Here is a 25818-nt window from a genome sequence, read left to right on the forward strand (position 1 = left end):
GGACGCCCGATGGCCGAAGCTGTCAGATATGAGCCGCCCGCCGCCGACCTCGCGCTCCGCGCCCGCCGCACGCGCGGCCGGTATGTCCCCGGCGCGCCGGAACGGCTCTCCGCGCCCCCGGCGCCTTCCGCGCCGCCGTCCCAGCGCGCCCGGCGCATGTCGAGGCGCGGCAGATGCCCCTCGGCGGCCCGGCTCGCCTCGCGCAGCGGCGTGGACTCCTCCCGGTAGTGGCCGAGGGCGCGCAGCTCATGGCCGGGCAGCAGCGCTCCGTCCGCGCGCACCACGCGCCACCAGGGCGCGGCGCCGCCGTACAGCGCCATGACGCGGCCGACCGCGGGGGCCGCCCTCGCCCAGCCATTCGGCGACGTCCCCGTACGTCATCACCCGGCCGGGCGGGATCTGCTCGGCGACGTCCAGGACCCGTTCGGCATACTCCGGGAGTTCCGGAAGCTCATCGCTCACCCTGTCCATCCTGCCGTACGCCACCGACAGTGGACCGGGGAGCAGGCGCCCCCTCACCGCGCGCACCATGGCCACAGGGCGCGTACCGCACGGCGTACGCCCTCTCGACGCACCCTGATGCCCCCTGCGGAGCCTGGTCAGGCCACCATCATGCGGGCGGTGACCGGTGTACGAGAGCACGAAGACCAGACCGAAGGCCAGACCGGCGGACAGCGGACCAGACGGCGAAGGAGCGGGCGGTCAGCCACCCGAGCGGCGGCCGGCACCCCCGGAGACGGGGGCGCGGTCCGACGTACCCGCTTCCGGCACGAAGGCCGCGCCCGGCGCCAGGGCCTCGTCCGTGGCCCCCTCCGGCGACGGCCGCCTCCGCTGCGCGGGGCGGCGGAGAAGGAGTCCGGGTCCGGCTTCGAGGCCTGTGAGGGTTCGGCCTCCATCGAACGCGTCTCCGTGGACGAACCGCCGCTCCCCGCGCGCGTGCACCGCCCCTCCGACCTCGTACGGCTGATCAGCGGTGTGCTGGCCATCGCGATCGTGCTCACCATCGCCGCCATCGCCCACCACACCACGTCCGGCCTCGAACAGGACATCAGCAAGGGCCTCGACCAGGCGCCGGACGTACTGATCCGGCTGGCCGGTCTGGTCTCCTCCATCGCCGTGCTGATCCTGCCGGTCGCCTTCGCCATCGAGCGGCTGATCAAACGCGACGGGCTGCGCATCGCGGACGGTGTGCTCGCGGCCGTGCTCGCCCACGGCGCCGCCCTCGCCACCGATCTCTGCGTGGCCAAGTCGGCACCCGAGTCGATCACCAGCGCGCTCACCCAGCAGTCCGGCTCGGGCGGTCTCACCGACCCTGTGCACGGCTACCTCGCCCTGGTCATCGCCTATATGACGGCCGTCGGCATGGCCCGCAGACCGCGCTGGCGGGTCGCCCTGTGGGCGGTCCTGCTGCTCAACTCGTTCGCCGTGCTCGTCGGCGGCCAGACGACCGCCTTCTCGATCCTCGTCACGGTCCTGATCGGCTGGACGGTCGCCTACGGAACGCTGTACGCGGTGGGCTCGCCCAACGTCCGGCCCACCGGGCAGACCCTCCTCGCCGGGCTGCGGAACGTGGGCTTCCGGCCGCTCACCGCGATGCGCGCCGAGGACGTCCCGGACTCCATGGAGCAGGGCGACCGGGGCCGCCGCTACTTCGTGACCCTGGAGGACGCGCCGCCGCTCGACGTCACCGTCGTCGACCGCGAGCAGCAGGCCCAGGGCTTCTTCTACCGGGTGTGGCGGCGCTTGACCCTGCGCTCCATCACCACCCGCCGCTCCATCCAGTCGCTGCGCCAGGCCCTGGAGCAGGAGGCGCTGCTCGCGTACGCGGCGATCGCGGCCGGGGCGCACGCGCCGAAGCTCATCGCCACCTCCGAGCTCGGCCTGGACGCCGTGATGCTGGTGTACGAGCACACCGGCGGGCGCCCCTGGACTCGCTGGACGACGAGGAGATCACCGACGAGCTGATGCGCAGCGCCTGGCGGCAGGTGCGCGCGCTCCAGTCGCGGCGCATCGCCCACCGCCGGCTCGCGGGGGACGCGATCCTGGTGGATCGTTCCGGCACGGTGATCCTCACGGATCTGCGCGGCGGCGAGATCGCGGCCGGCGATGTGGTCCTGCGGATGGACATCGCGCAGCTCCTGGTCACCCTGGGGCTGCGGGTCGGCGCCGAGCGCGCGGTGGCCGCCGCCGTGGACGTGCTCGGCCTGGACACCGTCGCCGACAGCCTGCCGCTGCTCCAGCCGATCGCGCTGAGCTGCTCCACGCGCGCGACGCTGCGCCGCCTGGCGCGCGAGCAGGCGCAGCGCGAGCGCGAGGCCGTCATCGAGGCGTCGCTCGCTGCCAAGGAGGCACGGGCCGCCGAGGTGGCGGAGGCCAGACAGCGCGACGCCGAGGTGCCGAGCGCCCCCGAGCAGCCGTCGGCCGCCGGGGAGGAGCGCAAGGCCGTACGGGCCGAGAACAAGGCCGTGCGCGCCGAGAAGAAAGCCGAGAAGGAGGCCATCGACGAGGCCCTGGAGAACGCGCGCGAGGACGATCTGCTCACCCAGATCCGCGCCCAGGTGCTGCTGATCCGCCCGCAGGCGCCGGTGGAGCCGGTGCGCCTGGAGCGCATCAAGGTGAAGACCCTGCTGACGTTCGTCGCCGGTGCCATCGCCGCGTACTACCTGCTGGTGCAGATCACCCACATCAAGTTCGGCGATCTCGTCGCGAACGCGCAGTGGGGCTGGGTGGCGGCGGCCGTGCTCTTCTCGGCGCTCTCCTACCCGGCGGCGGCGGCGAGCCTGCTGGGCTTCGTACCCGAGAAGGTGCCGTTCGGACGGGCCGTGATCGCGCAGGTCGCGGGCTCGTTCGTGAAGCTGGCCGCCCCGGCGGCGGTCGGCGGTGTGGCCCTCAACACCCGCTTCCTCCAGCGCGCCGGGGTCCGCCCCGGGCTCGCGGTGGCGAGTGTGGGCGCCTCGCAGCTGTTCGGGCTCGCCTCGCACATCTCGCTGCTGCTGGTCTTCGGCTATGTGACGGGCACCGAGAAGACGCCGGACCTGTCGCCGTCCCGGACCGTGATCGCGGGTCTGCTGACGGCCGCGGTGCTGATCCTGGTGGTCACCGCCATTCCCTTCCTGCGGAAGTTCGTCGTCACCGGGTCCGGTCGCTGTTCGCCGGAGTGGTGCCGCGCATGCTGGACGTGCTCCAGCGGCCGCAGAAGCTGCTCACCGGCATCGGCGGAATACTGCTGATCACCGGCACCTTCGTGATGTGCCTGGACGCGTCCATCCGGGCGTTCGGCTCCGGCGACAACACCCTCAGCTACGCGAGCGTCGCGGTGGTCTTCCTCACCGCCAACGCGCTGGGATCGGCCGCCCCGACGCCGGGCGGTGTCGGCGCCGTCGAGCTGGCGCTCTCCACGGCCCTGACCATCGCGGGCCTGCCGGCCGAGACGGCGGCCTCCGCCGTGCTGCTCTACCGGCTGCTCACCTTCTGGCTGCCGGTGCTGCCGGGCTGGCTGTGCTTCAACTATCTGACCCGCAGGGGCGAGCTTGACGGGCCCGCGCAGGGCGGCCACCCGCATGGCCTGCGGTTTCGCGCGGGTCCCGGCTGACAGGGCCCACGATGGAGGGCATGGAGAACTCCGCCGCCCTGCGTGCCGCCTCTCTCGCCACCGCCACCGCCGCCCTGCTGCTCGCCGCCACCGGGTGCTCCGACAGCGGGACCAAGGAGTCGTCCCCGGCCAAGGCGTCGGCGCTCGCCTCCCAGAAGCTGAACTGGAAGAAGTGCGGCGCGCCCTCCCAGGCGGAGGGGAGCGGGGACGCGCCCTCGCCGCCGCCCGGCGGTGGCGAGTGGAAGTGCGCCACCATGCGCGTGCCCCTCGACTACGACAAGCCCGACGCCGGGTCGGTCGAGCTCGCGCTCATCCGGGCCGAGGCCCGCGAGAAGGACAAGCGCATCGGGTCGCTGATCTTCAACTTCGGCGGGCCGGGCGGCTCCGGGGTGACCACCCTGCCGCCGCCGCGGGCGACTACGACGACTCCGGGCCCGCTACGACCTGGTGAGCTTCGACCCGCGCGGGGTCGGCTCCAGCGCGCCCGTGGAGTGCGAGAGCAACAGCCAGCTGGACCGCTACTTCGCGCAGGACTTCACTCCGGACGACGCGGCCGAGGAGAAGTCCCTCACCGACAACATGAAGTCGTTCGCCGCGACCTGCCGGTCCAACTCGGGGCGGGTCCTGCCCCACGTCGGCACCACCAGCGCCGCGCGCGACATGGACCTGATGCGCCAGGTTCTGGGCGACGACAAGCTGTACTACTTCGGGATCTCCTACGGGACCGAACTTGCGGCGTGTACGCCCACTTGTTCCCCAAGAACGTCGGCCGGGCCGTCTTCGACGCCGTCGTCGACCCCACCAGCACCGCCGAGCAGGGCGCGCTCGGGCAGGCCAAGGGCTTCCAGCTCGCCCTGGACAACTTCGCCCAGGACTGCGTGGACCGGGGCGACCGGTGCCAGCTGGCCGGGTCGAACGCGAAGGAGGTCGAGGACGTCATCGTCAAGCTGCTCGCCGGGCTCGACAAGCAGCCCATCCCGGGCAGCGGCACCGCATGCTGACGCAGACCGAGGCGACCAACGGCATCGCCCAGCCCTCTACTCCAAGGGTACCGGCAGCTCCTGGAGCAGGGCGTGGACGAGGCGGAGGGCAGGAGCGGCGCGCTCCTCCTCGCCCTGTCCGACGCGATGAACGGCCGGGCCAAGGATGGTACGTACAGCAACATCCAGGCGGCCAACACCGCCATCAACTGTGCTGATTTCAAGGACCGTTACTCACTGGACCAAACGAAGGCCAAGCTGTCGAGTTCCGCAAGGCGTCCCCGTTTTCGGCGACTTCCTCGGCTGGGGTCTGCTGGGCTGCACCGCCCGGCCTGTGCCCGGCCAGTGGAGCACCCCGGACGTGAGCGCTCCGGCGCCGATCGTGGTCGTCGGCAACACCGGCGACCCGGCCACGCCGTACGAGGGCGCCAAGCACATGGCGGAGCTCGGGCCGGGCGTCGGCGTGGAGCTGACGTACAAGGGCAGGGGCACGGGGCGTACAACAGCGGCAACAAGTGCGTGCAGGACGCGGTGAACACGTATCTGCTGGACGGCAGGGCCCCGGCGTCCGGGACGGTCTGCCAGTAGCCCGGGCGAGCCCCGGCCCGCGCCGGCAGGCTCGGTGGCCGGTGTCGGGCGACCTCCCGGCCCGCGCCGGGCAGGGCTCTGGGCCGGTGCCGGGCGGCGCCCGGGCCGGTGCCAAACGGGCTCGCGGGGCATTGTCCGTGGGCCCGCCTACGATGACTGGACTTGATTCACTCGGCCTGCGGGGGCGTTCATGAACGGTCTTGTACGTGTACGGGCAGGAGCACTGGCCGCGGTCGCCGTGCTGGCGGCCGGGCTCCTCGCAGGCTGCGACTCCGGCGGGAAGGACCCGGGCGCCACGGCCCGCCGAAGAGCACGGCATCCGCCGCGCCGACGCGGAGCACGGACGACAAGGCGCGGGCGCTGCCGGACGCACTCACCGGGCAGCGGCCGCGCTGGAGTTCATGCAAGAGCTCGGGGTGGCAGTGCGCCGAGGTCAAGGTGCCGCTGGACTACGCGAAACCGGCCGGTGACACCATCTCCGTCGCGCTCGTGCGCAAGCAGGCGCGCGACAAGGACAAGCGCATCGGCTCGCTGCTCTTCAACTTCGGCGGCCCCGGCGGCTCGGGCGTCGAGATCCTGCCGCAGGCCGCGAACACCTTCCGCTCCCTCAACTCCCGCTACGACCTGGTCGGTTTCGACCTGCGCGGCGTCGCCAAGAGCTCCGGCGTGGTGTGCCGCGACGACAAGGAACAGGCGGACGCCGAGCGGCGGATCGACGCCACCCGGACACCCGGCCGAGGAGGCCTTCCTCAAGGACGGCGCCGACTTGGCGCGGGCTGCGCACGCCGCCGGGAAGGTCCTGCCGTATGTGGGGACGAGCAACGCGGCCTGGGACATGGACCTGCTCCGCCAGGTCCTCGGCGACGCAAGCTCAACTACTTCGGAATATCGTACGGAACCGAACTGGGCGGCACCTACGCCCACTTGTTCCCGCACAACGTGGGGCGGACCGTCCTGGACGCGGTGGTCGACCCGACCGCCGACACGGTGGGCCACGCCCGGAACCAGGCCACCGGCTTCCAGCGGGCGCTCGACGACTACCTGAAGTCGACCGGCCAGGACCCGAGGCGGGCACCGAGCGGATCGCGAAGCTCTGTCGCGGCTCGACGAGCGGCCGCTGCCCACGTCGAGCGGGCGGGGGCTCAACCAGACCCTGGCACTGACCGGCATCGTCATGCCGCTGTACTCGAAGGAGAGCTGGCCCTACCTCACCCAGGCGCTCACCGAGGTCCAGGAGCGCGGCACCGGCAATCTGCTGCTCGCGATGGCCGACTGTACAACGACCGCTCCAAGAGCGGGCGTTGCAGGACGCAGAGCCACTCGCAGCGGGCGATCTCCTGCGACGACAGCAAGGCCCGGCCGACCGCCGCGCAGGCGAGGGCGCTGCTGCCGGAGTTCCGGAAGATATCGCCGGTCTTCGGGGAGTTCCTGGCCTGGGACACGGCCGGCTGGTGCGCGAACCGGCCGGTGCCGGGCGAGCAGGACGTGCCGGGCGAGCGCCCCGGGGGCGGGTCCGGTCCTGGTGGTGGGCACCACTGGCGACCCGGCGACCCCGTACGAGGGCGCGAAGAGGATGGCGGACAAGCTGGGCGCCAAAGTGGGGGTGCTGCTGACCAACAAGGGCGAGGGCCACGGCGCGTACACCGAGGGCAACACCTGTGTGGTGCGGACCGTCGACGCGTATCTGCTGGAGGGCAAGGTCCCGGCGAACAGGACCGTCTGCTCGTCCCAGCGGACGCGGACCGGGAGCGGCCGGGCTCGGGTCCGGTCAGGTGGCCGTCAGGCCTGGGCGCGCTTGAGCGTGCGCAGGATCAGCCACTGGTCGCCCCAGGCCATCGCCGTGCCCAGCACCGCCATCACGATGCCGACGACGAGGCCGCCGCTCGCCGCGCCCATCGCGAGGCCGGCGAAGCCCAGGCCGAAGCGGACCGCGAAGCGCACACCGAGCAGGTCGAGGGCGAGCAGGCGGGTGCGCTTGTTCTTCCAGAGCGCCTGCATGTAGCGCATCCGGGCGCGAAGCACGGTGAGGGTGAGGGCGATGTTCAGGGCGGCCACGACCGGGATCAGCCAGTAGACCACCGGGTACGCGCGGGCGATGTCGAAGACCCCGGCGAAGCAACCGACCAGCGGGAAGTACCAGGTGGGCAGGCCCTTGATCTCCGGCTGCACCGTGGTCCCGGCCTGTACCGAGGTCCCGGCCTCGGTCTCCGCCTGGGCCTCGGTTCCACCCGTGCGGACCTGGTTCTCGATTGCCACCGTGCTCATCACAGTGCCCCCTTCGCTCGCGCTCTCTCGCTGACAACAGAGAGCTTCGCTCAGGGGGCACCGACCACGGCAGAGATGACTGTCCCGGGTCCCGCAGGACAAATGTCCTACGGCCCGGGACCGCTATCAGTAGACGGGCTTCTCCGGCTCGATCTGGTTGACCCAGCCGATCACGCCGCCGCCGACGTGGACCGCGTCCGCGAAGCCCGCGGACTTCAGGACCGCGAGCACCTCGGCCGAGCGGACGCCCGTCTTGCAGTGCAGCACGATGCGCCTGTCCTGCGGCAGGTCCTGGAGGGCGTTGCCCATCAGGAACTCGTTCTTCGGGATCAGCTTGGCGCCCGGGATGGAGACGATCTCGTACTCGTTCGGCTCGCGGACGTCGATGATCTCGATCTTCTCGTCGGCGTCGATCCACTCCTTGAGCTGCCGGGGAGTGATCGTCGAGCCGAGCGCCGCCTCCTGGGCCTCCTCGGAGACAACGCCGCAGAAGGCCTCGTAGTCGATGAGCTCGGTGACGGTCAGGTTCGCACCGCGAGCCGCGCAGTCGGGGTCCTTGCGGACCTTCACCTGGCGGTACTGCATCTCCAGGGCGTCGTAGATCATCAGTCGGCCGACCAGCGGCTCGCCGACGCCCGCGAGGACCTTGATCGCCTCGGTGACCTGGATGGAGCCGATGGACGCGCAGAGCACGCCCAGGACGCCGCCCTCGGCGCAGGAGGGACCATGCCCGGCGGCGGGGGCTCCGGGTAGAGGCAGCGGTAGCAGGGGCCGTACTCGGACCAGAAGACCGAGGCCCGGCCGTCGAACCGGTAGATCGAGCCCCACACGTACGGCTTGTTGAGCAGCACGCACGCGTCGTTGACGAGGTACCGGGTGGCGAAGTTGTCCGTGCCGTCGACGATCAGGTCGTACTGGCTGAAGATGTCCATCACGTTCTCGGCTTCGAGCCGCTCTTCGTGCAGGACCACGTTCACGTACGGGTTGATCCCAAGCACCGAGTCCTTGGCGGACTCGGCCTTGGAGCGGCCGATGTCGGCCTGGCTGTGGATGATCTGGCGCTGCAGGTTCGACTCGTCGACCTCGTCGAACTCGACGATGCCGAGCGTGCCGACACCGGCGGCGGCCAGGTACCAGGGCCGGCGAGCCGAGGCCGCCGGCGCCCACACAGAGCACCTTGGCGTTCTTCAGCCGCTTCTGCCCGTCCATCCCGACATCGGGAATGATCAGGTGGCGCGAGTACCTGCGGACCTCGTCTACGGTGAGCTCGGCAGCCGGCTCTACCAAGGGTGGCAGCGACACGGAAGCTCCGTCGGTCGGTATGTCAGTACGGTTGTTCTTGCCGTAACACTGCCACGCCACTTCTCATTCCGAGATACCTGGTCCGATACGCGAGACGATTTCGTCCCAGTAGCCGGGCAGTGTCTCGAATGGGTTCATTTGTCCCCCGGCGTCGCCCCGGTCGGTGAAGTAGATCGTGCCCGCGCCCTGCCAGGCGATCCGCAGGGCCTCGTCGAGGTGGCTGCGGGGCACCCCGTGGACGAAGTGGCAGAAGCGCTCCGCCGGGTAGGTGGCGGTCCACTCGGCCACTTGCGACCACCGGTACTCGCTCCACGGCCCGGTGAAGGTGACCAGTTGGTCGGCGGTCTCCGCGTTACCCGGGCAGGTGGGCACCTGGCCGAGGACCAGGTGGGCGCCCTCGCGCAGGGCTCCAGGGTCGACACCGTGCGCCGCACCTCCGCCAGCGCGTCCCGGTCCGTGGGACAGCGGCCCAGCAGGAAGCCGTCGACGCGGTACCAGTCGAGGAAGCGGTGCGCGTCGGAGATCTGCTCGCCGAAGGAGCGCGTCCCGTACGCGGTGTCGAGGTGGCCCAGGACCCGGATGCCCGCGTTGCGCAGCTTTCCGGCGGCCTCCAGGCGGTGCGGGTCGGGCCGGGTGCCCGGGCCGTCGGCGACGTTCAGGACCGCCCAGTGCAGCGGGTGCCCGGGCGGGTCAGCTCGGCCCACTCGACCAGGGCGACCAGCAGGTGCGCGCAGCCAGGGACGCCGAACCCGAGCCGTCCCGAGGTCGCCGCGCGCGGGACGCCGGTGGTGGTCAGATGCGGCACGCCGCCTCCATCCAGATGTCGGCCAGCGACTCCTCCAGGTTGATCCGCGGCCGCCAGCCGAGCCGGTCGCGCGCGGTGCGGACGTCGGCCTGCTGCCAGCTGCCGCAGCCGTCGGGGAAGGGCCGGGGAGGCCGCCAGATGCTCCAGTACGGCGTCGGCGGACGGGCGGGCGCCGATGACGCCCGGCCGCAGCCCCGGCCCGGCGTCCACCTCGTGGAGCGCGCCGCCGTACCCGGCGACCCGGGCGAGGACGGCGGCCGCGTCGCGCAGCTTCACCGAGCGGCCGGTCCCGATGTTGACGACGCCCTGGGCGGCGGAGGAAGGCGGCGTGCACGGCGCGGGCGACGTCGCGGACGTCCACGAAGTCGCGCTGCACGCCGAGCCCGGCGAGCTTGAGCTCGCCGTCGCCGGACTGCATGGCCCGGCGCATCGCCTCGGCGAGGCGGCCGAGCAGGGAGCCGGCGGGCGTGCCGGGCCCGACCGGCGAGAAGACCCGCAGCACGATGGCGTCGAGGCGGAGCCGAGGCCAGCTCGGTCCCGGCGAGCTTGCCGCCGTACGGGCCGCCGGGGCGCGGCACGGCGTCTTCGGCGGTGGAGGACCCGGGCTGGGAGGGCCCGTATTCGGAGGCGCAGCCGAGCTGTACCAGGCGGGCCCCGCGCCGCTGCGGCGCAGGGCCTCGCAGACGGTGGCGACGGCGACCGTGTTGTGCCGGGTCAGCTCGCGGGCCCCGCCGCGGGTGGCGCCGGCGCAGTTGATCACGACCCCGGGGTGGACGGCGTCCAGGAAGCGGGTGAGGGCTCCCGCTGCCGGAGGCGGGGTCGAACCGTACGTCGGCGTCGTCGCCGCGCCCGAGCGCGGTGAGCTGGACGGCCGGGTCGGCGAGCAGGCGGTCGGCGACGAAACGGCCCAGATATCCGTTGGCACCGAGCAGTAGCACCCTCATCGCACGGCCTTTCCGTGCGGTCGGCAGGAGGCAGGGCGGTCATGTGTCTCGTTCTCCTTCGGGCATCAGTGCGCGTCAATGCGTGTAGTGCTGTTCGGGGGTCGGTGGGCGTACGGAGTGGGCCGAGGCGCGGCGAGGACCGTGGTCCGGACGAGCAGGGCGAGGGCGACCGCGCCGCAGACGGCGGCCGGGACGGCCCGCGCCGCCTCCTCGACGGCGGCGGTCACCGGGCGGGCGAGGACTCCGCAGCCCGGCAGACGGCCGGCGAGCACCAGGGCGAGGGCGGCGCCTCGGCGCAGGCCGCCGCCCGCAGTCCGGCGGCGGCGGCCGGTGCGAAGCCGTGCAGGGTGAGCAGCCGCGCCAGGAAGAGCAGCGCGCCGGGTGCGGCGGCGGACGCGAACGAGCCGTGCCCGTACGCGGGTCGGCCGGTCAGCAGGATCGCGGCGAGGACGGCCAGGAACAGGGCGACCGCGCCGAGCAGGAGCGGGCGGGAGCAGCCGGTGAACTCCTCCAGGCCGCGGCTGGTGGCGAGGACGCGCCGGGCGCGTACGGCGAAGAGGCGGGCGCACCAGGTGGCGGGGGCGACGGCCAGGGTGAGGCCGACCGCGGCCGCCGGGTCGGCGGCCCAGCCGCTCGGGCTGCCGGGGCCGCCGTCCGGGCCGCCGCGACCAGCGCGTCCAGGAGGCCGTTGCCCGCGACGGCGTAGGCGGCGAGCCAGAGCGCCCATGGCAGCCCGGCGCCGCGGCGGGTCCGCAGGGGGCGGCGGACGGCGTACGCGAGTGCGGCGCCGACGGCGGCGGCCCCGGCGGCGATCGCGGCGAGCCGTGCCCCGCCGACGGTGATCCGGCTCCGTCGCGGTGAGGGCGCACAGCGCGCCGGGCAGCGCGCGCAGCACCAGGAACGGCCGCCCGGCGGGCTGGGGTTGCGCTCCAGGTCGCGGCGGGGCGGTTCGGTGCCGCGCGGCACGCGCGCGTAGAGCTCCTCGGCGAGCGAGAACACGTCCCGGTGCCGGAAGCGGGCGGCGGTCAGGTCGGTCACCCCGTGCGCCTCAAGGCCGGCGGCGATCTCCAGCGGGTCGACGGCCCGCTCGCACAGGTCCCGGTGCCGGTGCATGAGCGCCTTGACTGGGTCGGCGGGGCCACGACGGGGGCGGGGGCTGCCGCGCGGGGCTGGTCCGGGGCGCGGACCGCCGGGGTGCGGGGCTCTTCGGCCTCGGTGGGCTCCTCGACCGCGACGGGCTCCTCGGCCGCGGCGGAATCACGGGGCTGCGGGTCTTCCTCGGGTGCCGGGGACTCCCAGGGCGAACCGGCCGCGGGGCGGGCGGAGTTCGCGGTGCTGGACTCCGTACGCGTGGCGCTCGACGCGCCCCCTCGAACTCCCCTCCACCGAAGACGAGTTGACCCTCGGGATCGGAAGGCGCTGGCCTCGTACGCCCGTGGGGCGCTTGGGGGCCGGGTCGGCCAGCAGGGCCTCCGAGCGGATGTCCCAGGCGCCCGAGCTCTCGGGAGCGCGCGGGATGTCGTTGTCGGCGGGGCCGTCCGTCGGCCGGGTCGTCGGGGGCGGGTCATCGGGTCGCCTCCTCGGCGTGGGCGGAGCCGGAGCGGCCGGTGCCGGGCGGGCCGATCGGGTCCGAGGGGGAGAGGCCGAGTGTCCGTACGCGGTACGGGAGGGGCCGGAGTGCCCAGTTGTGCGGTGGCCGGATCCGGCGGGAGCGCCGGGGTCGGCCGCCGGGACCCCACCTGGTCCGGGGCCGTGCCCCGGCAGTCGAGCGGGCCGGGCCCGTACTCCTCGTCCCGCCGCGGTACGCACCCGCCTCCGGGCCGGAGGCGGGTGCCGACGCCCCGGCCCGGGGCCGCCCCGGGCGGTCGCGCCCGGGCCCGTGCTCCTCGTACCGCCGCCGCGCGCACCCCGTCCGCCCAGCTCGGGGCGTGCCCGGCGGCCTTGGACGGGGGCCATGGCGGCCCAGTTGCCCGGGACGTGGGCCTCGGCCGGGTGGGCGAAGGGCACCGGGTCGCCGCTCTCGTCCACGGCATCCCGGTGCACCGGGCAGTGGGACATCAGCTCCAGGTAAATGCCGCGAAATGCCGCGAGGTTCTGCTCGACGGTGAAGAGTTCGAGCGCGCGGGCGCGGGCGGCGGCGCCGAGCCGTTCGCGGCGTTCGGGGTCGCACAGCAGCGCCACGCACGCGTCGGCCAGCGCGCGGGTTGCGCGGCGGCACCACGAGGCCCGTGCCGCCGATGACCTCGACCACCGCGCCCGCGTCCGTCGAGACCGTGGCCCGGCCGCAGAACATCGCCTCCACCAGGCTGACCGGGAAGCCCTCGACGACGCTGGAGAGCACGACGACGCTGCCGCTGGCGTACGCGTCGGCCAGCTCCGGCGCCTGGCCCGCCGATCTCCTCGAAGGAGACCGGGTTGTCGCCGACCGCGTGCGCGTCCACGGCCTCGTCGGGGAAGAGCTGGGCCGCGAGGGCGCGGCAGTGGGCGAGGTAGGCGGCGGACTCGGGCGACAGGGGGGAGGCCGTGGGAGCCGTGCGCGGGGCCGTAGCCGGGGCCGCCGCGTATCCCGGGCTGACGCCGTATCCCGGGCCGTCGGCCCCGTAAGCCGATCCAGCGCCGTAAGCCGATCCGGCGCCGTACCCCGAACCAACCCAAGGCCCACCCAGGCCCGTACTCGAACCGCTCGCGTACGCCGAACCGCCCGACCTGCCAGCGGCCGCACCGACCCCGTGGCCCGTGCCTTCGCACCCGACCGAGCCGATCCCTCGGCCACCACCACCGTCGACGACCCCGGCCCCACCTCCACCGCGCCCCCACCCGGCGCGTCCCCGTACAAGCCCGGCCCCACCCCGTACGACTGCGCGGCGCGGACCCGGACGCCTGGCCCGCGTAGAAGATGCGCAGGCGGGCGTCCGCTCCGCGCGGCGGGAGCAGGGCGATGAGGTCCTTGGTCGGGTCGATGCGGCCGACCCAGACCAGCGTGGTGGGGTCGCCCCCGTTCGTGTCCTCGCCGACCGTCTGGAAGCGGTCGGCGGCCATGCCCGGGTACCACCGTGCGCAGCTTGGCGCGGTCGGCGCCGCACTTCTGCCAGCGGCGGGTGTGGGTGTTGCCGGGGGTGATGAGCGGCCCGCTGTACACCTCGGCGGCGAGCCGCCGGTGGAACGCGGCCATCAGCGCCCGTACCGGCACGCGCGCGTCGCTCGCCGCCAGGTACTGCGCGCGCAGCTGCACCCCGTACTCGGTGACCAGCAGCGGAACCCTGAAGAAGCGTTTGGCCAGCAGGCCCGGGAGGGCGGCCGAGCCGCCTCCGGCCGCATGGCAGAGGTCGACGTCGCCGAGGCCCGCCGCGTCGTACCAGTGAGCGAGCGAGGCGCAGGGCGCGTTCCAGGAGGTCGGCGAAGGCCAGGTAGTCGGGGACGCGCGCGGCCTGCACCGCGCGGCTCGCGCGGGGGTGCGGCAGGCGGCCTCCAGTACGCGCACGGCCGTCTCGGAGCGCAGCGCGCCGGAAAGCCCGCCGCACTCGCGGGCGAGGTCGGCCAGCCCAACGCCTCGGCGAACCGCGAACAGCCGCCCGGGGCAGCGGCAGCGGCAACCGAAGCCCGCCCCCCGGCCGCCGTACCGACCACCACCAGCCCCTCCATGGCGAGCGCGTCGAAGGAGACGGTCAAGTCGGTGATGGTCAGGGCGTTCGGGTCCGGCGCGCAGCCGCTCCGCCGAGGCGCTGCCCGGGCACCCTCGACAGCCCTCCCCGGCCGGGCACCGCGTCCGGTCCCGAAGACGCGCTGCCGCCGTCCGCCGCCCCGCCCGGTCCGGCCATGCAGATCGCTCCGGCCAGTTTATGGCGAAAGCGCGTGGCCAACAGACGGCGGGTGGGCGGTCGTGCGGGAGTGCGCCCACTCCTGCGGGGACCAGAGCGGGGCCGTGCGCACCCGGCGGACCTGGGGCGGCAGGGCCACCCAGCCGCGCTCCTCCTGGGCCGCCGTGCGGCTCAGCGCGTATATGTCGAACTCGTGCCGCGCGAGCCCGCGCCGAGCCGGTCGCACCACAACCTGGACTCGCCGGTCGTGTACGGATAGCCGCCGTCGGTGAGCAGTCCGATCCGCATGTACGCACCCCCGATCTCCCTGGTGGGCGGCCGCCGTTGCACCGGCGACTCGCAGCGGGAAGAACGTAAGCGGATAGACGGTGGCGCGATGGACGGTTGTCCATCGCGCCACCGAAAGGTGAATGCACGACTTTCCCACCCCGGTCGCGTTTTGTCGCGCTACGGGGCGGGGAGGACAGAGCGTCAGGCTGCGGCCACTCATCGCGGTCAGCGCCGCGCGCCTGCTCGCGGAGCTGCTCGCGCAGCCCCTTGCGGGCGGCGCGGCGCACTGCCGCGAGCACCGGGTCGACGGTCGGAACGGCCGCCAGCAGTTGCCGGGTGTACGGGTCCTTGGGCGAGCCGTACACCTCGTCCACCGCGCCCTCCTCCACGATCCGCCCCGCCGCACCACCGCGACCCGGTCGCTGACCTGCCGTACGACGGCGAGGTCGTGCGCGATGAAGACGAGCCGAGCCCGAGTTCGCGCTGCAGCTCCGCGAGGAGTTCGGTGACGTGGGCCTGGGTGGTCACGTCGAGCGCGGACACCGGCTCGTCGCAGACGATCAGCTGCGGTTCGGCGGCGAGCGCGCGTGCGATGCCGACGCGCTGGCGCTGGCCGCCGCTGAACTCGTGCGGGTAGCGGTCGTAGCGGGTCGAGGCCGACCCGCTCCAGGAGTTCGCCCACGCGCGCGCGGCTTGTCGTCCTGTACGCCCGAGGCGCGCAGCGGGTCCGCGACCGACTCGCCGATCGAGCGCCTCGGTTGAGGGAGGCGACCGGGTCCTGGAAGACCATCTGGACGGCCGTGCCGTCGCGGCGGATCGTGCCGGACGTGGTGTCGAGCAGGCCCACCAGCATCCGGCCCAGCGTCGTCTTGCCGCTGCCGCTCTCCCCGACCACGCCGAGCGTCTCGCCGCGCCGCACGGTGAGCGAGACGCCGTCGGCGGCGGTGAACGCCGACTTGCCGCGCCCGAAGACCTTGCGCAGGGCTTCGAGCAGCGGCTCTCCGGCGGTGGCGGCCGCCGTCTTCGCGGTGTCGAGGCGCGGCACCGCCGACAGCAGCTCCTTGGTGTACGCGGCCTTCGGCGCGCCGAGCACGTCCCGTGCCGGCCCGCGCTCCACCGCGCGTCCCTGCCGCATGACCAGGACGTCGTCGACGCTCTCCGCCGCGACGCCCACGTCGTGGGTGACGAGCAGCAGCCCCATCCCGGTCTCCTGGCGCAGCCCGTGCAGCAGGTCGAGGATCTGGGCCTGGACGGTGACGTCGAGGGCGGTGGTCGGCTCGTCCGCGATCAGCAGCTTCGGCTCGCAGGCCAGCGCCATCGCGATGAGCGCGCTGGCGCATGCCGCCGGAGAACTCGTGCGGGCGCGAGCGCCCCTTGCAGGCCGCGTCCGGGATGCCGACGCGGTCGAGCACCTCGACGGCACGCGCGCGTGCCGCCTGGAGCCGCCCCGGTGCACCCGGTAGACCTCGGCGATCTGGTCGCCGATGGCGCAGTACAGGTCGAGGGAGGAGAGCAGGTCCTGGAAGACCATCGCCGCCACTCCCCGCGCAGCCGCCGCAGTTCGGCGTCGGACGCCCGCTGCACATCGGTGCCCGCGACCCGGACGGTCCCGTCGACCACGGCGCCGGTGCCCCGGTGCAGGCCGAGCAGGGCGTACGCGGACGCGCTCTTGCCGGAGCCGGACTCGCCGACGACGCCGAGCGCGGCGCCGGGCGCCAGGCTGAAGGAGAGCCCGTCCACGGCCCGGGTCTCGCCGAAGGAGATGCCGAGGTCGGCGACCTCCACCAGGGCCTCAGTCGTAGCCTCGGTCACTGGAGCACCACCCGTCGGTCCGCCACCGCGTACAGCGCGTCCGCGACGGCATTGGCCAGTACGACGAAGAATCCGGTCGTCATGACGACGCCGACCACGATGGGCAGGTCGACCTGGCGGACCGAGTCCACCAGGAGCTTGCCGATGCCCTGGAGGCCGAAGAGCGACTCGGTGAGCACCGCGCCGCCGACCGCCGAGCCCGCGTCCAGCGCGCCGAGCGCGATCACCGGGGCGAGCGCGCCGCGCAGGGCGTGCTTGCCGACGATGGCCCGCTCGGTGAGCCCGTACGCCCGGAAGGTGCGTACGTGGTCCTCGGCGAGGGTCTCCAGCATCGAGCTGCGCACCAGGCGCGCGTACTTGGCGCTCTCGATCAGCGCCAGCGAGATCCACGGCAGCAGCAGTCCCCAGAACCACTGCTCGGGGTTGTCCGAGAACGGGGTGTACTGCGGGAACGGCAGCCAGCCGAGCGTCGAGCAGAAGACGATGATCAGGACCAGGCCGATCACGAAGACCGGGGTGGAGACGCCGATCAGGGTGATCCCGGTGAGCGTCCGCTCGACCACCCCGCCGCGCTTCCACGCGGAGAGCAGGCCGGTGCCGACGCCGAGCAGGATCCACAGCACGAACGCGCCGAGCACCAGCGAGCCGGTGACCGGCAGCTTGTTCAGGAGGATGTCGGTGACCGGCGAGTCCTGGCGGTAGGACAGGCCCAGGCACGGCGCGTCGCAGTGGACGACGCCGACGCCGGAGGAGAAGTCGCGGCCGGCGAAGAGTCCCTGGAGGAAGTGCCAGTACTGCACGTAGATGGGGTCGCCGAGCTGGAGGCGGTCGTGCACCTGGGCGACCTGCGCCGGGGAGCAGCGCTCGCCGCAGACGATCTGGGCGACGTTGCCGGGAGCGGCGTAGAAGACGAGGTAGACGACGACGGAGAGGGCGAGCAGCACGAAGACCGCGCCGCCGAGCCGCCGCAGCAGGAAGCCCGTCACTTCGAGGCCTCCTTCAGAGTCTTACGGGACTTGACGCCGACCTTGAGCCGGGAGGCGGCCCGGGGGTCGAGCGCGGTCCGCACGCCCTCGCCGACGACGGTGAGGGAGAGCACGGTGACGAACAGGAAGCCCGCGGGCAGCAGCAGATAGGTCGGCGCCGACTGGTACCAGGTGTTGGCATCGGTGAGCATCTGCCCCCACGACGGGGTCGGCGGCTTGATACCGACGCCGAGGAACGACAGGGCCGCCTCGACAGAGACGTTCGCGGGTACGAGCAGCACGCCGTAGGTGATGACGGGCGCGCCGAGCGCGGGCAGCAGCTCACGCCGGGCGACGGCGAGCTTGCCCCAGCCGCTGAGCCGGGCCGCGGCGACGTAGTCGAGCGACTTCAGGCTGAGCGCCGACGAGCGCACGATCTTGGAGATGCCGGACCACTGCACCAGCGAGATGACGACGGTGACCAGCACCGGCCGCGGCACGGACTGCGGCACGACCGCGATCAGGCCGAGCCCGATGACCAGCAGCGGCAGCGCCACCATCACATCGGTGATACGGCTGACGACCTGGTCGGCCCACCGCCCGCCGAGCGCGGCGAGCAGCCCGAGGCCGACCCCGATGAACACCTGCACCAGCGTGGCGATGAAGGCGACGCCGAGGGAGACCCGGGCGCCGTAGACGAGCCGGGCGAACAGGTCGCGGCCGGTCTGGGGCTCCACGCCGAGCCAGTGGTCGCCGCTGATCCCGCCGAAGGAGCCCTTGGGCACGCCGCCGGCCGCCGAGTCCACCAGAGCGGGGTGGAAGGCGTTGGGGTCCTGCCCCTCCAGGGCGGTGAGCAGCGGCGCGGTGAGCGCGACGAGCACCAGCAGCGCGAACACGACGGCGGCGACGGTCACCGCGCGCTGGGCGCGCAGCCGCCGCCAGAACTGACGGGCCCCCGAAGCGGGAGCGGCCACCTGGGCCGCTCCCGCCTCCGGGGCCAACAAGGCCTCGCCCATGGCTACTTGACCGCGACCTGGGAGATGTCCAGCACACCGGTCCAGTCGCTGATGACGACGTTCTTGATGTCCTTGCCGACCAGCCGCTTGTAGACCGGGTGGAAGAGCGGGACCACGACGGCCTGCTCGCCGATCTTCTTGTCGAGGGCACCCCAGCGCGGCGCGGCCGCGGCCAGGTCGGTCAGCTTGTTGATCTCGTCGACCTCCTTGTTGACCGAGGGGTCGTCCAGGAGGCCGGTGTTGAAGTTGGCGCCGTCCTTGACGATCTGGCGGCCGTCGAAGATCGGCGCGAGGAACGGGCCGCCGGACGGCCAGTCGGCACCCCAGCCGCGCAGGAAGAAGCCGGGCTCCTTGCTGACGCTCTGGATGGTCTCGTTGTAGTCGTTGGCCTCCAGGCCCTGGAGCTTGACCGTGATCCCGGCCTTCTTCAGGGCGTCCTGGAGCGCGGTGGCGACCTCGGGGCCCTTGGGGCCGCCCTTGGTGTTGGAGTGGGTGAGCGTGACGGTGAGGCCGTCCGCGTGGCCCGCCTCCTTCAGGAGCTCCTTGGCCTTGGCGGCGTTGCCGGAGGCGCCGGCCGGGAAGTGGTCGAACTCGGTGTAGCCGAACGCCTTCTGGTTGGGCAGGAAGGTGGTGGCGGGCTCGGCGAGCGAGGAGCCGCCGACCGCGTTGACGGCCGAGCTGCGGTCCACCGCGTACGCGATGGCCTGGCGCACCTTCGGGTCGTCGAACGGCTTCACCTTCGGGTTGAAGGCGATGTAGTTGGTGTAGCCGAAGTGGCCGGTGCCCACGCGCGCGGCGAGCGCCTTGTCGCCGCCGACCTTGGCCAGCTCGGCCGGGCCGAGGTTGGTGTCGGTGGTGACGGCGGCCGAGTCCGGGCCCTGCGAGGCGGACAGGCGCTGGTTGATGACGGAGCCGTCGAGGCCGGAGCGCACGTCGATGCTGTCCGGGTACGCCTTGCGCTCGGCGTCGGTCGCCTCGGACCAGTTGGGGTTGCGCTCCAGGACCAGGTGCTCGCCGTCGTTCTCGTTCTTGACGACCTTGTACGGGCCGGACGAGACCGGGTGCGACTCGTACTTGGTGCCGGTGTCCTTGGCCTTGGGGACCGGCGCGAACTGGGTCTGGGTCGCCAGGTACGGGAACTCGCCCTCGGGCTTGTTCAGGTGGAAGACGATGGTCTTGGCGTCGGGCGTCTCGATCGAGGCGAGGCCCTTGCCGCCGTCCTTGTAGGGGCCCTCGTACTTGTCGCCGCCGACCAGCCAGTCGCGCAGGTAGGGCGCGCCGCCGGAGAGCTCGGCCGCGAAGGACCGCTCGATGCCGTACTTGATGTCGGCCGTCGTGATCGGCGAGCCGTCCTCGTACTTGAGGCCGTCCTTGAGGGTGTACGTCCACACCGTGGCGTCGGCGTTGGGCTTGCCGGTGTCGGTGGCGAGGTCCGGGACGACCTTGGTGCCCTCGGCGCCGGCCTCGCGGTTGCGCGTGGTGAGCGTGCGGAAGACCAGGGACGGAACGTTTCCGCCGCCGGAGGTGTAGAGCCGCGCCGGGTCGAAGTCGGTCTGCGGCTCGTTGTTGAGGACGGAGAGCGTGCCGCCCTTCTGGGGCTTGCCGTCCGAGCTGCCGCCGGCGTTCTTGGCGCCGCTGTCATCGGGGCCGCAGGCGACGGCGCCCACGGCGAGAACCACGGCTATCGCTGCCGCTCTTGCGACGTTTCCGGACATCTGACGCATCGGAATGAAGACCTCTCGGTGACTGCACGTACAGGGCAAAGGGGACGCGGGCCTGCGTCTCGGCCCATGACGACGTCATGGTCTTCGAACAAGAGGGAGTGCTGCGCCCGCGCGGATGAGCAAAGACGGAAGTACCCGGGCGCAAGAGAAAGAAAACTGCGCGCGAGTGGGCGTCAGCAACAGTGAATGTCGGCTACGCAGAGCCCGGTCACGCCGATCAGCGCCAGCTCGATGGCGGCGCGTGCGGGGGTGACGGGGCGGTGCGGCATGCCGAGAACTATGCAAAGCCCCGCTGTCCACTGTCAACCGAGATTGGGACGGTTGTCCCACACTGTGGACAGCAGGGCCCGGCCGGTCTCAACCGGTCGGGTAGACCCAGGGGTTGGGACGGCACTTGATCCCGTCTATGTCCAAGGACTTGGTCTGCTGCTGCATCACCGGAGCGAGCGCCCCGGGAGTGCGACAGCTCACATGGCTGTGGCCGAGCCGGTGTCCCACCTCGTGGTTGATGAGCATCTGCCGGTACGCGTACATCGCCTGGGCGCCGAAGGTCGTGGAGCCCTGCGCCCAGCGGAACGCGTTGATCATCACGCGGTCGGTGGCGGCCGAGTCGCAGGAGACGTTGTCGACGGTGGTGTCGAGCCCCGACTTGCCGCACCAGGTCGCCGTGGTGCCCGGGCTGGCCAGGGTGATCACGAAGTCGGGCTTGCCGGAGGAGATCCGCTCGAAGGTCATCGCCCCGGCGTGCGCCCAGCTGCGGTCGTCGTTGAGGGTCTTCTGCACGGCCTCGGCGAAGAGCCCGCCGTCCAGGCCGAGGCCCTTCTCGACGTCCACCCGGTAGCGGTACTTGCGCCCCTTGCCCGGTGCCGCCGCGAACCCGGGCACCGCCTCGAACTCGCCGGAACCTTTCAGCTTCGGGTCGATCGGGTACTGGAGGGCCATCTTCTGCTCGTACGAGGCGGGCTTGGCCGGGGCCGCCTGCTCGGGCGTCGCCCGGTCCTTGGAGCGGGAGGCGGGCCCGTCCCCGCCGCGGCCGTTGTCGTCGGCCGACTGGGCGCCGGTCCTGTGGCCGCCGTCGGCGGTGACCTGACCGGCCACCACGACCGCGAGCACGGTGGTGACGGCCGCCGCCGCGATCCCGGTGAGGGTACGGCCCTTGGAGCCCTTGCCGGACTTCCCCGCCTTGGCCGTCTTGGCCGTCTCGGTCTCGGGGGCCGACTCGACCCGCTCGGGCACGGGGACCGGCCGCGGCGCGGGGGGCACGGGGGCGACCCGGCGGTGGGAGCCGGTATCGGTCTGGTCCACCCTGCGGTGGGAGCCCGTGTCCATCGGGTCCACCCTGCGGTGGGAACCGGTGTCGACGGGGGCGACCCTGCGGTACGTGCCCGTGTCCGTGGGCTCCGGCCTGCGGTACGAGCCCGTGTCGCCCGGCTCGGCCACGCGGTGCGTGCCGGTGTCCGTCCAGTCGGCGCCGTCGAAGGCGTCCACGTACTCGCGCCTGGGTCCCGGTATTCGGACACCGGGCCCGGACACGGCCTGCCGGTCGCCGGGGTGCGGCGCGGCGGGCTCGCCCCAGCCGCCCCCGCCCTCGTGGTGCTCGGGGTGGCCGCCGCGCACCTGGGGCACGCCGTGCGCGGGGGTGCCGCCGTAGTGCTGCGGGGCGGGGTCGCCCGGGACCGGGCGGATCCGCGGCACCTGGCCGGTCGGCGGGCCGTCGGCGCGGCGGCGTCCGCCCGCCGTATGCACGCCCTCCACGACGGGCACGGGCCCGGTGGTGTCGGCGGTGCGGGTGGACTCGGGAGTGCCCGAGGCGCCCTTGGGTCGGCTGTGTCGTCCCACGCCCCGGATCAGCTCCTGTTTCCGCAGTCGTCGACCAGGTCCCGGAAGGCCTGCGCGACCACCTCCGGGTACTCCATCATCGCCACGTGCCCGGCGTCGGGCAGGGTCAGCAGTCTCGACCCGCGGAAGGCCGCGGCCGCTCTGCGCGCCATCCGGAAGCCGACCAGCTGGTCCCGGCCGCCGTAGACCAGCAGCGTCGGGGCGAGCACCCGCTCGGCCTGCCGCCACAGCCCGTGCTGCCCGCCCAGGGTGTACGCGTCGACGACGCCCCGCGCCGAGCGGGCCATCGCGTCCCAGAAGTACGGCAGCCGCAGCCGGCGCTCCATCTCCTCGACCGCGGCCCGGAACGCCTCGGGGCTCACCTTGCCCGGGTCGCCGTAACAGAGGGCCATCACCCCGCGGGTGCGGTCCTCGGCCGTCCAGTCCTTGGTCATCCGCGTGAACAGCGAGGCCACGCCGGGCACCGCGAGCAGGGCGGTCGGCCAGGCGGTGCGCTGGGCGCGGAGCTCGGGGAGCGCGGGCGAGACCAGGGTGAGGGTGCGGACGAGGTCCGGGCGAACCGCGGCGACCCGGGTGGCGACGGCGCCGCCCAGCGAGTTCCCGAAGAGGTGGACGGGCCCGCGCTCCGCCGAGTCGAGCAGCCGGATCACCGCGCGCGCGTGGCCGGTGACCGAGTAGTCGCCGTCGTCCGGCGGCGCGGAGTCCCCGAAGCCGGGCAGGTCCACGGCCTCGCAGTCCAGCGTGTCGTCGAGCAGCGGCATCAGGGCCGACCAGTTCTGCGACGAGCCGCCGAGCCCGTGCACGAACAGCGCCGGGTCGAGACCGGATCTCGTACTCGGACGGGTGCGGATGTTCAGCGTCAGCCCGGGCAGACTCACCGAGCGCAGCTCTTCGCCGTCCGCCACCCGGACCGCGCCCACCCGGGGAGCCGGGGCGACGGCGGCGGCAAGGGTTTCCGGCGGCTCGGTCGAAGACATGCGGCAATGTTACGAGACGATCACACCGTGGTTCATGTGTTCGCCGTCACAGATCGCATAGCGGTGCGCAGAGCTAGCCCATAGGCTCGTAACCAAGCCCTCCAAAAGGGAGCAATCATGCCCCTCGACCCCAGTGACCCCGAAGTGTTCCAGGAAGACGACGACGCCGTGGAGCTCGCCCAGGAGACTCCCGAGGCGGACGCCGCCGAACAGCACACGGACGTACGGCAGGAGCGCGACGAACCGCTCAGCCACGTCCACCCGGACGCCGCCGACGAGGCCGACGCCGTCGAACAGACCCGGGTCGTCTCCCTCGACGAGGACGACTACCGCTGATTTGTTCGGATAAGCCGGTGTATCTCCAGCTACCCAGCGCGTCCGGTCCGTGAAATTCTGCGTGCGCGCCGCGCACAGCCGGGTTACCCAAAAGTACGATGGCGGCGCGCGTACATCGCGCACGAGATCAATTTTTGGGAGGCGGCGTGACAGCCATCGAGCAGACCGAGGCAGCGCGCCCGCGAGGCACGCGCCTGCCCCGCCGGGCCCGCCGCAATCAGCTTCTGGGCGCGGCCCAGGAAGTCTTCGTCGCACAGGGGTACCACTCGGCCGCGATGGACGACATCGCGGAGCGGGCCGGCGTCTCCAAGCCGGTCCTCTACCAGCACTTCCCCGGAAAGCTGGAGCTGTACCTGGCCCTGCTCGACCAGCACTGCGAGGCACTGCTCCTGGCGGTGCGCACGGCGCTCGCCTCCACCAGCGACAACAAGCTGCGCGTCGCCGCCACCATGGACGCCTACTTCGCGTACGTGGAGGACGAGGGCGGCGCGTTCCGCCTCGTCTTCGAGTCCGACCTGACCAACGAGCCCGCCGTGCGCGAGCGCGTCGAGCGGGTCAGCCTCCAGTGCGCCGAGGCCATCTCGGACGTGATCGCCGAGGACACCGGCCTGTCCAAGGACGAGTCGATGCTGCTGGCCGTCGGCCTCGGCGGGGTCTCCCAGGTGGTCGCCCGCTACTGGCTCTCCAGCGAGTCGGCGATCCCCCGCGAGAAGGCGGTGCAGCTGCTCACCTCACTGGCCTGGCGCGGTATCGCGGGCTTCCCGCTGCACGGCTCCGAGGTGCACTGAACAGCGCTTGCGGGGTGCGGGTGTTCGCTCGTAGCGTGCGGCGCCGCGCCCGACCGGGTCCCCTCTCCGGGCTAATGTGTGCGGGGTACGGCGCGGCTGACCGCGCACCGCAGACCGTCGGAGGGACATAGCCGTGGAGGTCAAGATCGGCGTGCAGCACGCGCCCCGGGAGATCGTTCTGGAGAGCGGGCAGTCCGCCGAGGAGGTCGAGAGCGCCGTCGCCGACGCCCTCGCCGGCAAGGCGCAGCTGCTCAGCCTCCAGGACGACAAGGGCCGCAAGGTCCTGGTGCCGGCCGACAAGATCGCGTACGTGGAGATCGGCGAGCCGACGGTTCGCCGGGTGGGCTTCGGCCAGCTGTAGCCCCGAGAGCACGCGGCAAGGGAGCGGCCCGGCGGTCATCGACCGCCGGGCCGCTCCGCTGTGTCCGGGCCGTGCCCTCGCTGTGCTCCACACGGTGAGGGGAGGATTGCGCTCCGCAAGCGTCGGGTAGGACGGCTGTTGACCTGATACGCCTGGCCACACCGCGGGAGGGACGCAGATGCTCCTGGAAGCGCTCGGCTCCGTACTGCTCGGAATCGCCCTCGCCTGGACCGCCGCGACCCGCCTGCCGCACCGTCTGCCCGAGCGCCGGACCGTCTTCGCGGTGGGCACGCTCGGCGCCCTGTTCGGCGCCTTCCTGACCCACTCGGCGGTCGGCCCCGGCCATGCGGTGACGACGGTCGTGGGCGCCACGTGCATCGCGGTGGTCGCGCTGTCGCTGCTGCTGCGCCCGGCGGGCCGCCTGCGCCGCTCAGCGGCGTAGGCGGCACCCCCTTCGACTAGGCCGCGAGGCCCAGCGCGGCCATCCGCTTGGTGTGGGCCTTGGTGATCCGGGTGAACATCTCGCCGACCGCGGCCAGGTCGAAGCCGTCCGCCATCCCGCCGACCAGCATCGTCGACAGCGCGTCACGCTCCGCGACCACGCGCTGGGCCTGCGACAGGGCCTCGCCCATCAGCCGGCGCGCCCACAGCGCGAGACGGCCGCCCACCCGCGGGTCGGCCTCGATCGCGGCGCGCACCTTCTCGACGGCGAAGTTGCCGTGGCCGGTGTCGTCGAGGACCGCGAGCACCAGACCGCGCGTGTCCGAGTCGAGCCGGGCCGCCACCTCGCGGTAGAAGTCACTGGCGATCGAGTCGCCCACGTACGCCTTGACCAGGCCCTCCAGCCAGTCCGACGGCGCGGTCTGGTGGTGGAAGTCGTCCAGCGCCTTGGCGAACGGCTCCATGGCGGCGGTCGGCTCCGCGTCGATCTCCGCGAGGCGGTCGCGCAGCCGCTCGAAGTGGTGGAACTCGGCCGAGGCCATCTTCGCCAGCTCCGCCTTGTCGGCGAGCGAGGGCGCCAGCTTGGCGTCGTCGGCGAGGCGCTCGAAGGCCGCCAGCTCGCCGTACGCGAGCGCGCCGAGCAGATCCACTACGGCGGCCCGGTACTGCGGCTCGGCGGAGGCCGTCGCCCAGTCCTGGGCGGCGATCCCGGTGGGTTCCACTGTGTTTTCTCCGGCGTGCGCGTCGGCTTCGGTTCCGGCCGCGTTGGCGTTGTCAGGCGTCTCCATGGAGCGCACAATAGCCCGCTCCCGGCGGGGAGGAAGGGCCTGGTCAGCCAGAGCGTGTGACCGGTTCCCGGGAATTCGCCCAACACACATGCGCGAATCCGGGGTACAGTGGTAATGAGCCTGCCGAGGATCATGTATTCGGCGGGCGGCTTGATGAATGAGGATGCCCGGTCGGTCGCCCGGTCGGCTCCGACCCGACAGCCCTCC

General features: G+C 72.8%; 15 protein-coding genes and 11 pseudogenes. 7 read left to right on the forward strand and 19 right to left on the reverse strand.

Going from position 1 to position 25818, the window contains the following annotated elements; genetic code table 11:
* Positions 1-128: 128 nt before the first annotated feature.
* Positions 129-471: pseudogene (locus QIY60_RS07430) on the reverse strand (MGMT family protein); the annotation flags it as partial.
* 420 nt (positions 472-891) lie between these two features.
* On the opposite strand from QIY60_RS07430, the pseudogene QIY60_RS07435 reads away from it, so the two are divergent.
* From QIY60_RS07435 to QIY60_RS07445, 3 pseudogenes are all read left to right on the forward strand, one after another.
* Positions 892-3532: pseudogene (locus QIY60_RS07435) on the forward strand (lysylphosphatidylglycerol synthase domain-containing protein); the annotation flags it as partial.
* 80 nt (positions 3533-3612) lie between these two features.
* A pseudogene (locus QIY60_RS07440) lies at positions 3613-5160 on the forward strand (alpha/beta hydrolase).
* A gap of 190 nt (positions 5161-5350) precedes the next feature.
* Positions 5351-6886, forward strand: a pseudogene (locus QIY60_RS07445) (alpha/beta hydrolase); the annotation flags it as partial.
* A gap of 53 nt (positions 6887-6939) precedes the next feature.
* Here QIY60_RS07445 and QIY60_RS07450 read toward each other — a convergent pair.
* The 17 genes and pseudogenes from QIY60_RS07450 to QIY60_RS07510 form a co-directional block, all read right to left on the reverse strand.
* Positions 6940-7425, reverse strand: coding sequence for a hypothetical protein (locus QIY60_RS07450; RefSeq protein WP_283141686.1), 486 nt, complete (start codon positions 7423-7425; stop codon positions 6940-6942).
* Between the two features lie 126 nt (positions 7426-7551).
* A pseudogene (gene moeZ, locus QIY60_RS07455) lies at positions 7552-8727 on the reverse strand (adenylyltransferase/sulfurtransferase MoeZ).
* A gap of 63 nt (positions 8728-8790) precedes the next feature.
* Positions 8791-9532 (reverse strand): annotated as a pseudogene (locus QIY60_RS07460) (spherulation-specific family 4 protein).
* A pseudogene (locus QIY60_RS07465) lies at positions 9520-10476 on the reverse strand (NAD-dependent epimerase/dehydratase family protein). Before QIY60_RS07465 ends, QIY60_RS07460 begins: the two co-directional pseudogenes overlap by 13 nt.
* A 65-nt stretch (positions 10477-10541) precedes the next feature.
* Positions 10542-10703 (reverse strand): hypothetical protein, encoded by a 162-nt coding sequence (locus QIY60_RS07470; RefSeq protein ID WP_283141687.1) that lies wholly within the window; start codon positions 10701-10703, stop codon positions 10542-10544.
* Entirely contained in the window at positions 10700-11203 is a 504-nt protein-coding gene (locus QIY60_RS07475) for a hypothetical protein (RefSeq protein ID WP_283141688.1), read from the reverse strand. Before QIY60_RS07475 ends, QIY60_RS07470 begins: the two co-directional genes overlap by 4 nt.
* 530 nt (positions 11204-11733) lie before the next feature.
* Positions 11734-14044 (reverse strand): annotated as a pseudogene (locus tag QIY60_RS07480) (glycosyltransferase).
* 329 nt (positions 14045-14373) lie between these two features.
* Positions 14374-14582, reverse strand: a pseudogene (locus QIY60_RS32735) (DUF3492 domain-containing protein); the annotation flags it as partial.
* A gap of 207 nt (positions 14583-14789) precedes the next feature.
* Positions 14790-15167: pseudogene (locus QIY60_RS32740) on the reverse strand (hypothetical protein); the annotation flags it as partial.
* Positions 15168-15267: 100 nt separating this feature from the next.
* Positions 15268-15882, reverse strand: a pseudogene (locus QIY60_RS32745) (ATP-binding cassette domain-containing protein); the annotation flags it as partial.
* The gene (locus QIY60_RS32750) at positions 15852-16376 is read right to left on the reverse strand and encodes an ATP-binding cassette domain-containing protein (RefSeq protein WP_349253904.1); all 525 of its coding nucleotides are present in this window, start codon (positions 16374-16376) and stop codon (positions 15852-15854) included. The pseudogene QIY60_RS32745 and the gene QIY60_RS32750, both read right to left, overlap by 31 nt.
* Positions 16373-17362 (reverse strand): ABC transporter permease, encoded by a 990-nt coding sequence (locus QIY60_RS07490; RefSeq protein ID WP_283141689.1) that lies wholly within the window; start codon positions 17360-17362, stop codon positions 16373-16375. Before QIY60_RS07490 ends, QIY60_RS32750 begins: the two co-directional genes overlap by 4 nt.
* Complete coding sequence (locus QIY60_RS07495) at positions 17359-18357, reverse strand: ABC transporter permease (protein WP_283141690.1); 999 nt, start codon at positions 18355-18357, stop codon at positions 17359-17361. The genes QIY60_RS07490 and QIY60_RS07495 overlap by 4 nt, the downstream gene beginning before the upstream one ends.
* Before the next feature lie 2 nt (positions 18358-18359).
* The gene (locus QIY60_RS07500) at positions 18360-20081 is read right to left on the reverse strand and encodes an ABC transporter substrate-binding protein (RefSeq protein ID WP_283141691.1); all 1722 of its coding nucleotides are present in this window, start codon (positions 20079-20081) and stop codon (positions 18360-18362) included.
* A 173-nt stretch (positions 20082-20254) separates the two neighbouring features.
* The gene (locus QIY60_RS32755) at positions 20255-20350 is read right to left on the reverse strand and encodes an Ms4533A family Cys-rich leader peptide (protein WP_317453741.1); all 96 of its coding nucleotides are present in this window, start codon (positions 20348-20350) and stop codon (positions 20255-20257) included.
* Positions 20351-20438: 88 nt separating this feature from the next.
* Positions 20439-21920, reverse strand: coding sequence for a DUF3152 domain-containing protein (locus QIY60_RS07505; RefSeq protein WP_283141692.1), 1482 nt, complete (start codon positions 21918-21920; stop codon positions 20439-20441).
* A gap of 8 nt (positions 21921-21928) precedes the next feature.
* Entirely contained in the window at positions 21929-22897 is a 969-nt protein-coding gene (locus QIY60_RS07510; protein ID WP_283141693.1) for an alpha/beta hydrolase, read from the reverse strand.
* A 117-nt stretch (positions 22898-23014) separates the two neighbouring features.
* Here QIY60_RS07510 and QIY60_RS07515 point away from each other — a divergent pair, with 117 nt between their 5' ends.
* From QIY60_RS07515 to QIY60_RS07530, 4 genes are all read left to right on the forward strand, one after another.
* On the forward strand, positions 23015-23233 hold the full coding sequence (locus QIY60_RS07515; protein ID WP_283141694.1) for a hypothetical protein: 219 nt from the start codon (positions 23015-23017) through the stop codon (positions 23231-23233).
* Between the two features lie 146 nt (positions 23234-23379).
* Positions 23380-24021 carry a TetR/AcrR family transcriptional regulator gene (locus tag QIY60_RS07520; protein WP_283141695.1) on the forward strand — a complete coding sequence of 214 codons (642 nt, stop codon included), beginning with the start codon at positions 23380-23382 and terminating at the stop codon, positions 24019-24021.
* 133 nt (positions 24022-24154) lie between these two features.
* A complete protein-coding gene (locus tag QIY60_RS07525; protein ID WP_101389947.1) occupies positions 24155-24382 on the forward strand; it encodes a DUF3107 domain-containing protein in 228 nt (75 codons plus the stop codon).
* A 178-nt stretch (positions 24383-24560) separates the two neighbouring features.
* Positions 24561-24824, forward strand: coding sequence for a hypothetical protein (locus tag QIY60_RS07530; RefSeq protein ID WP_283141696.1), 264 nt, complete (start codon positions 24561-24563; stop codon positions 24822-24824).
* A 16-nt stretch (positions 24825-24840) separates the two neighbouring features.
* Here the strand turns inward: QIY60_RS07530 and QIY60_RS07535 are convergent, their stop codons facing one another.
* Positions 24841-25611, reverse strand: coding sequence for a ferritin-like fold-containing protein (locus QIY60_RS07535; protein WP_283141697.1), 771 nt, complete (start codon positions 25609-25611; stop codon positions 24841-24843).
* Positions 25612-25818 lie beyond the last annotated feature (207 nt).

It is taken from the genome of Streptomyces sp. BPTC-684 (assembly GCF_030028635.1).
Lineage (GTDB): Bacteria > Actinomycetota > Actinomycetes > Streptomycetales > Streptomycetaceae > Streptomyces > Streptomyces noboritoensis.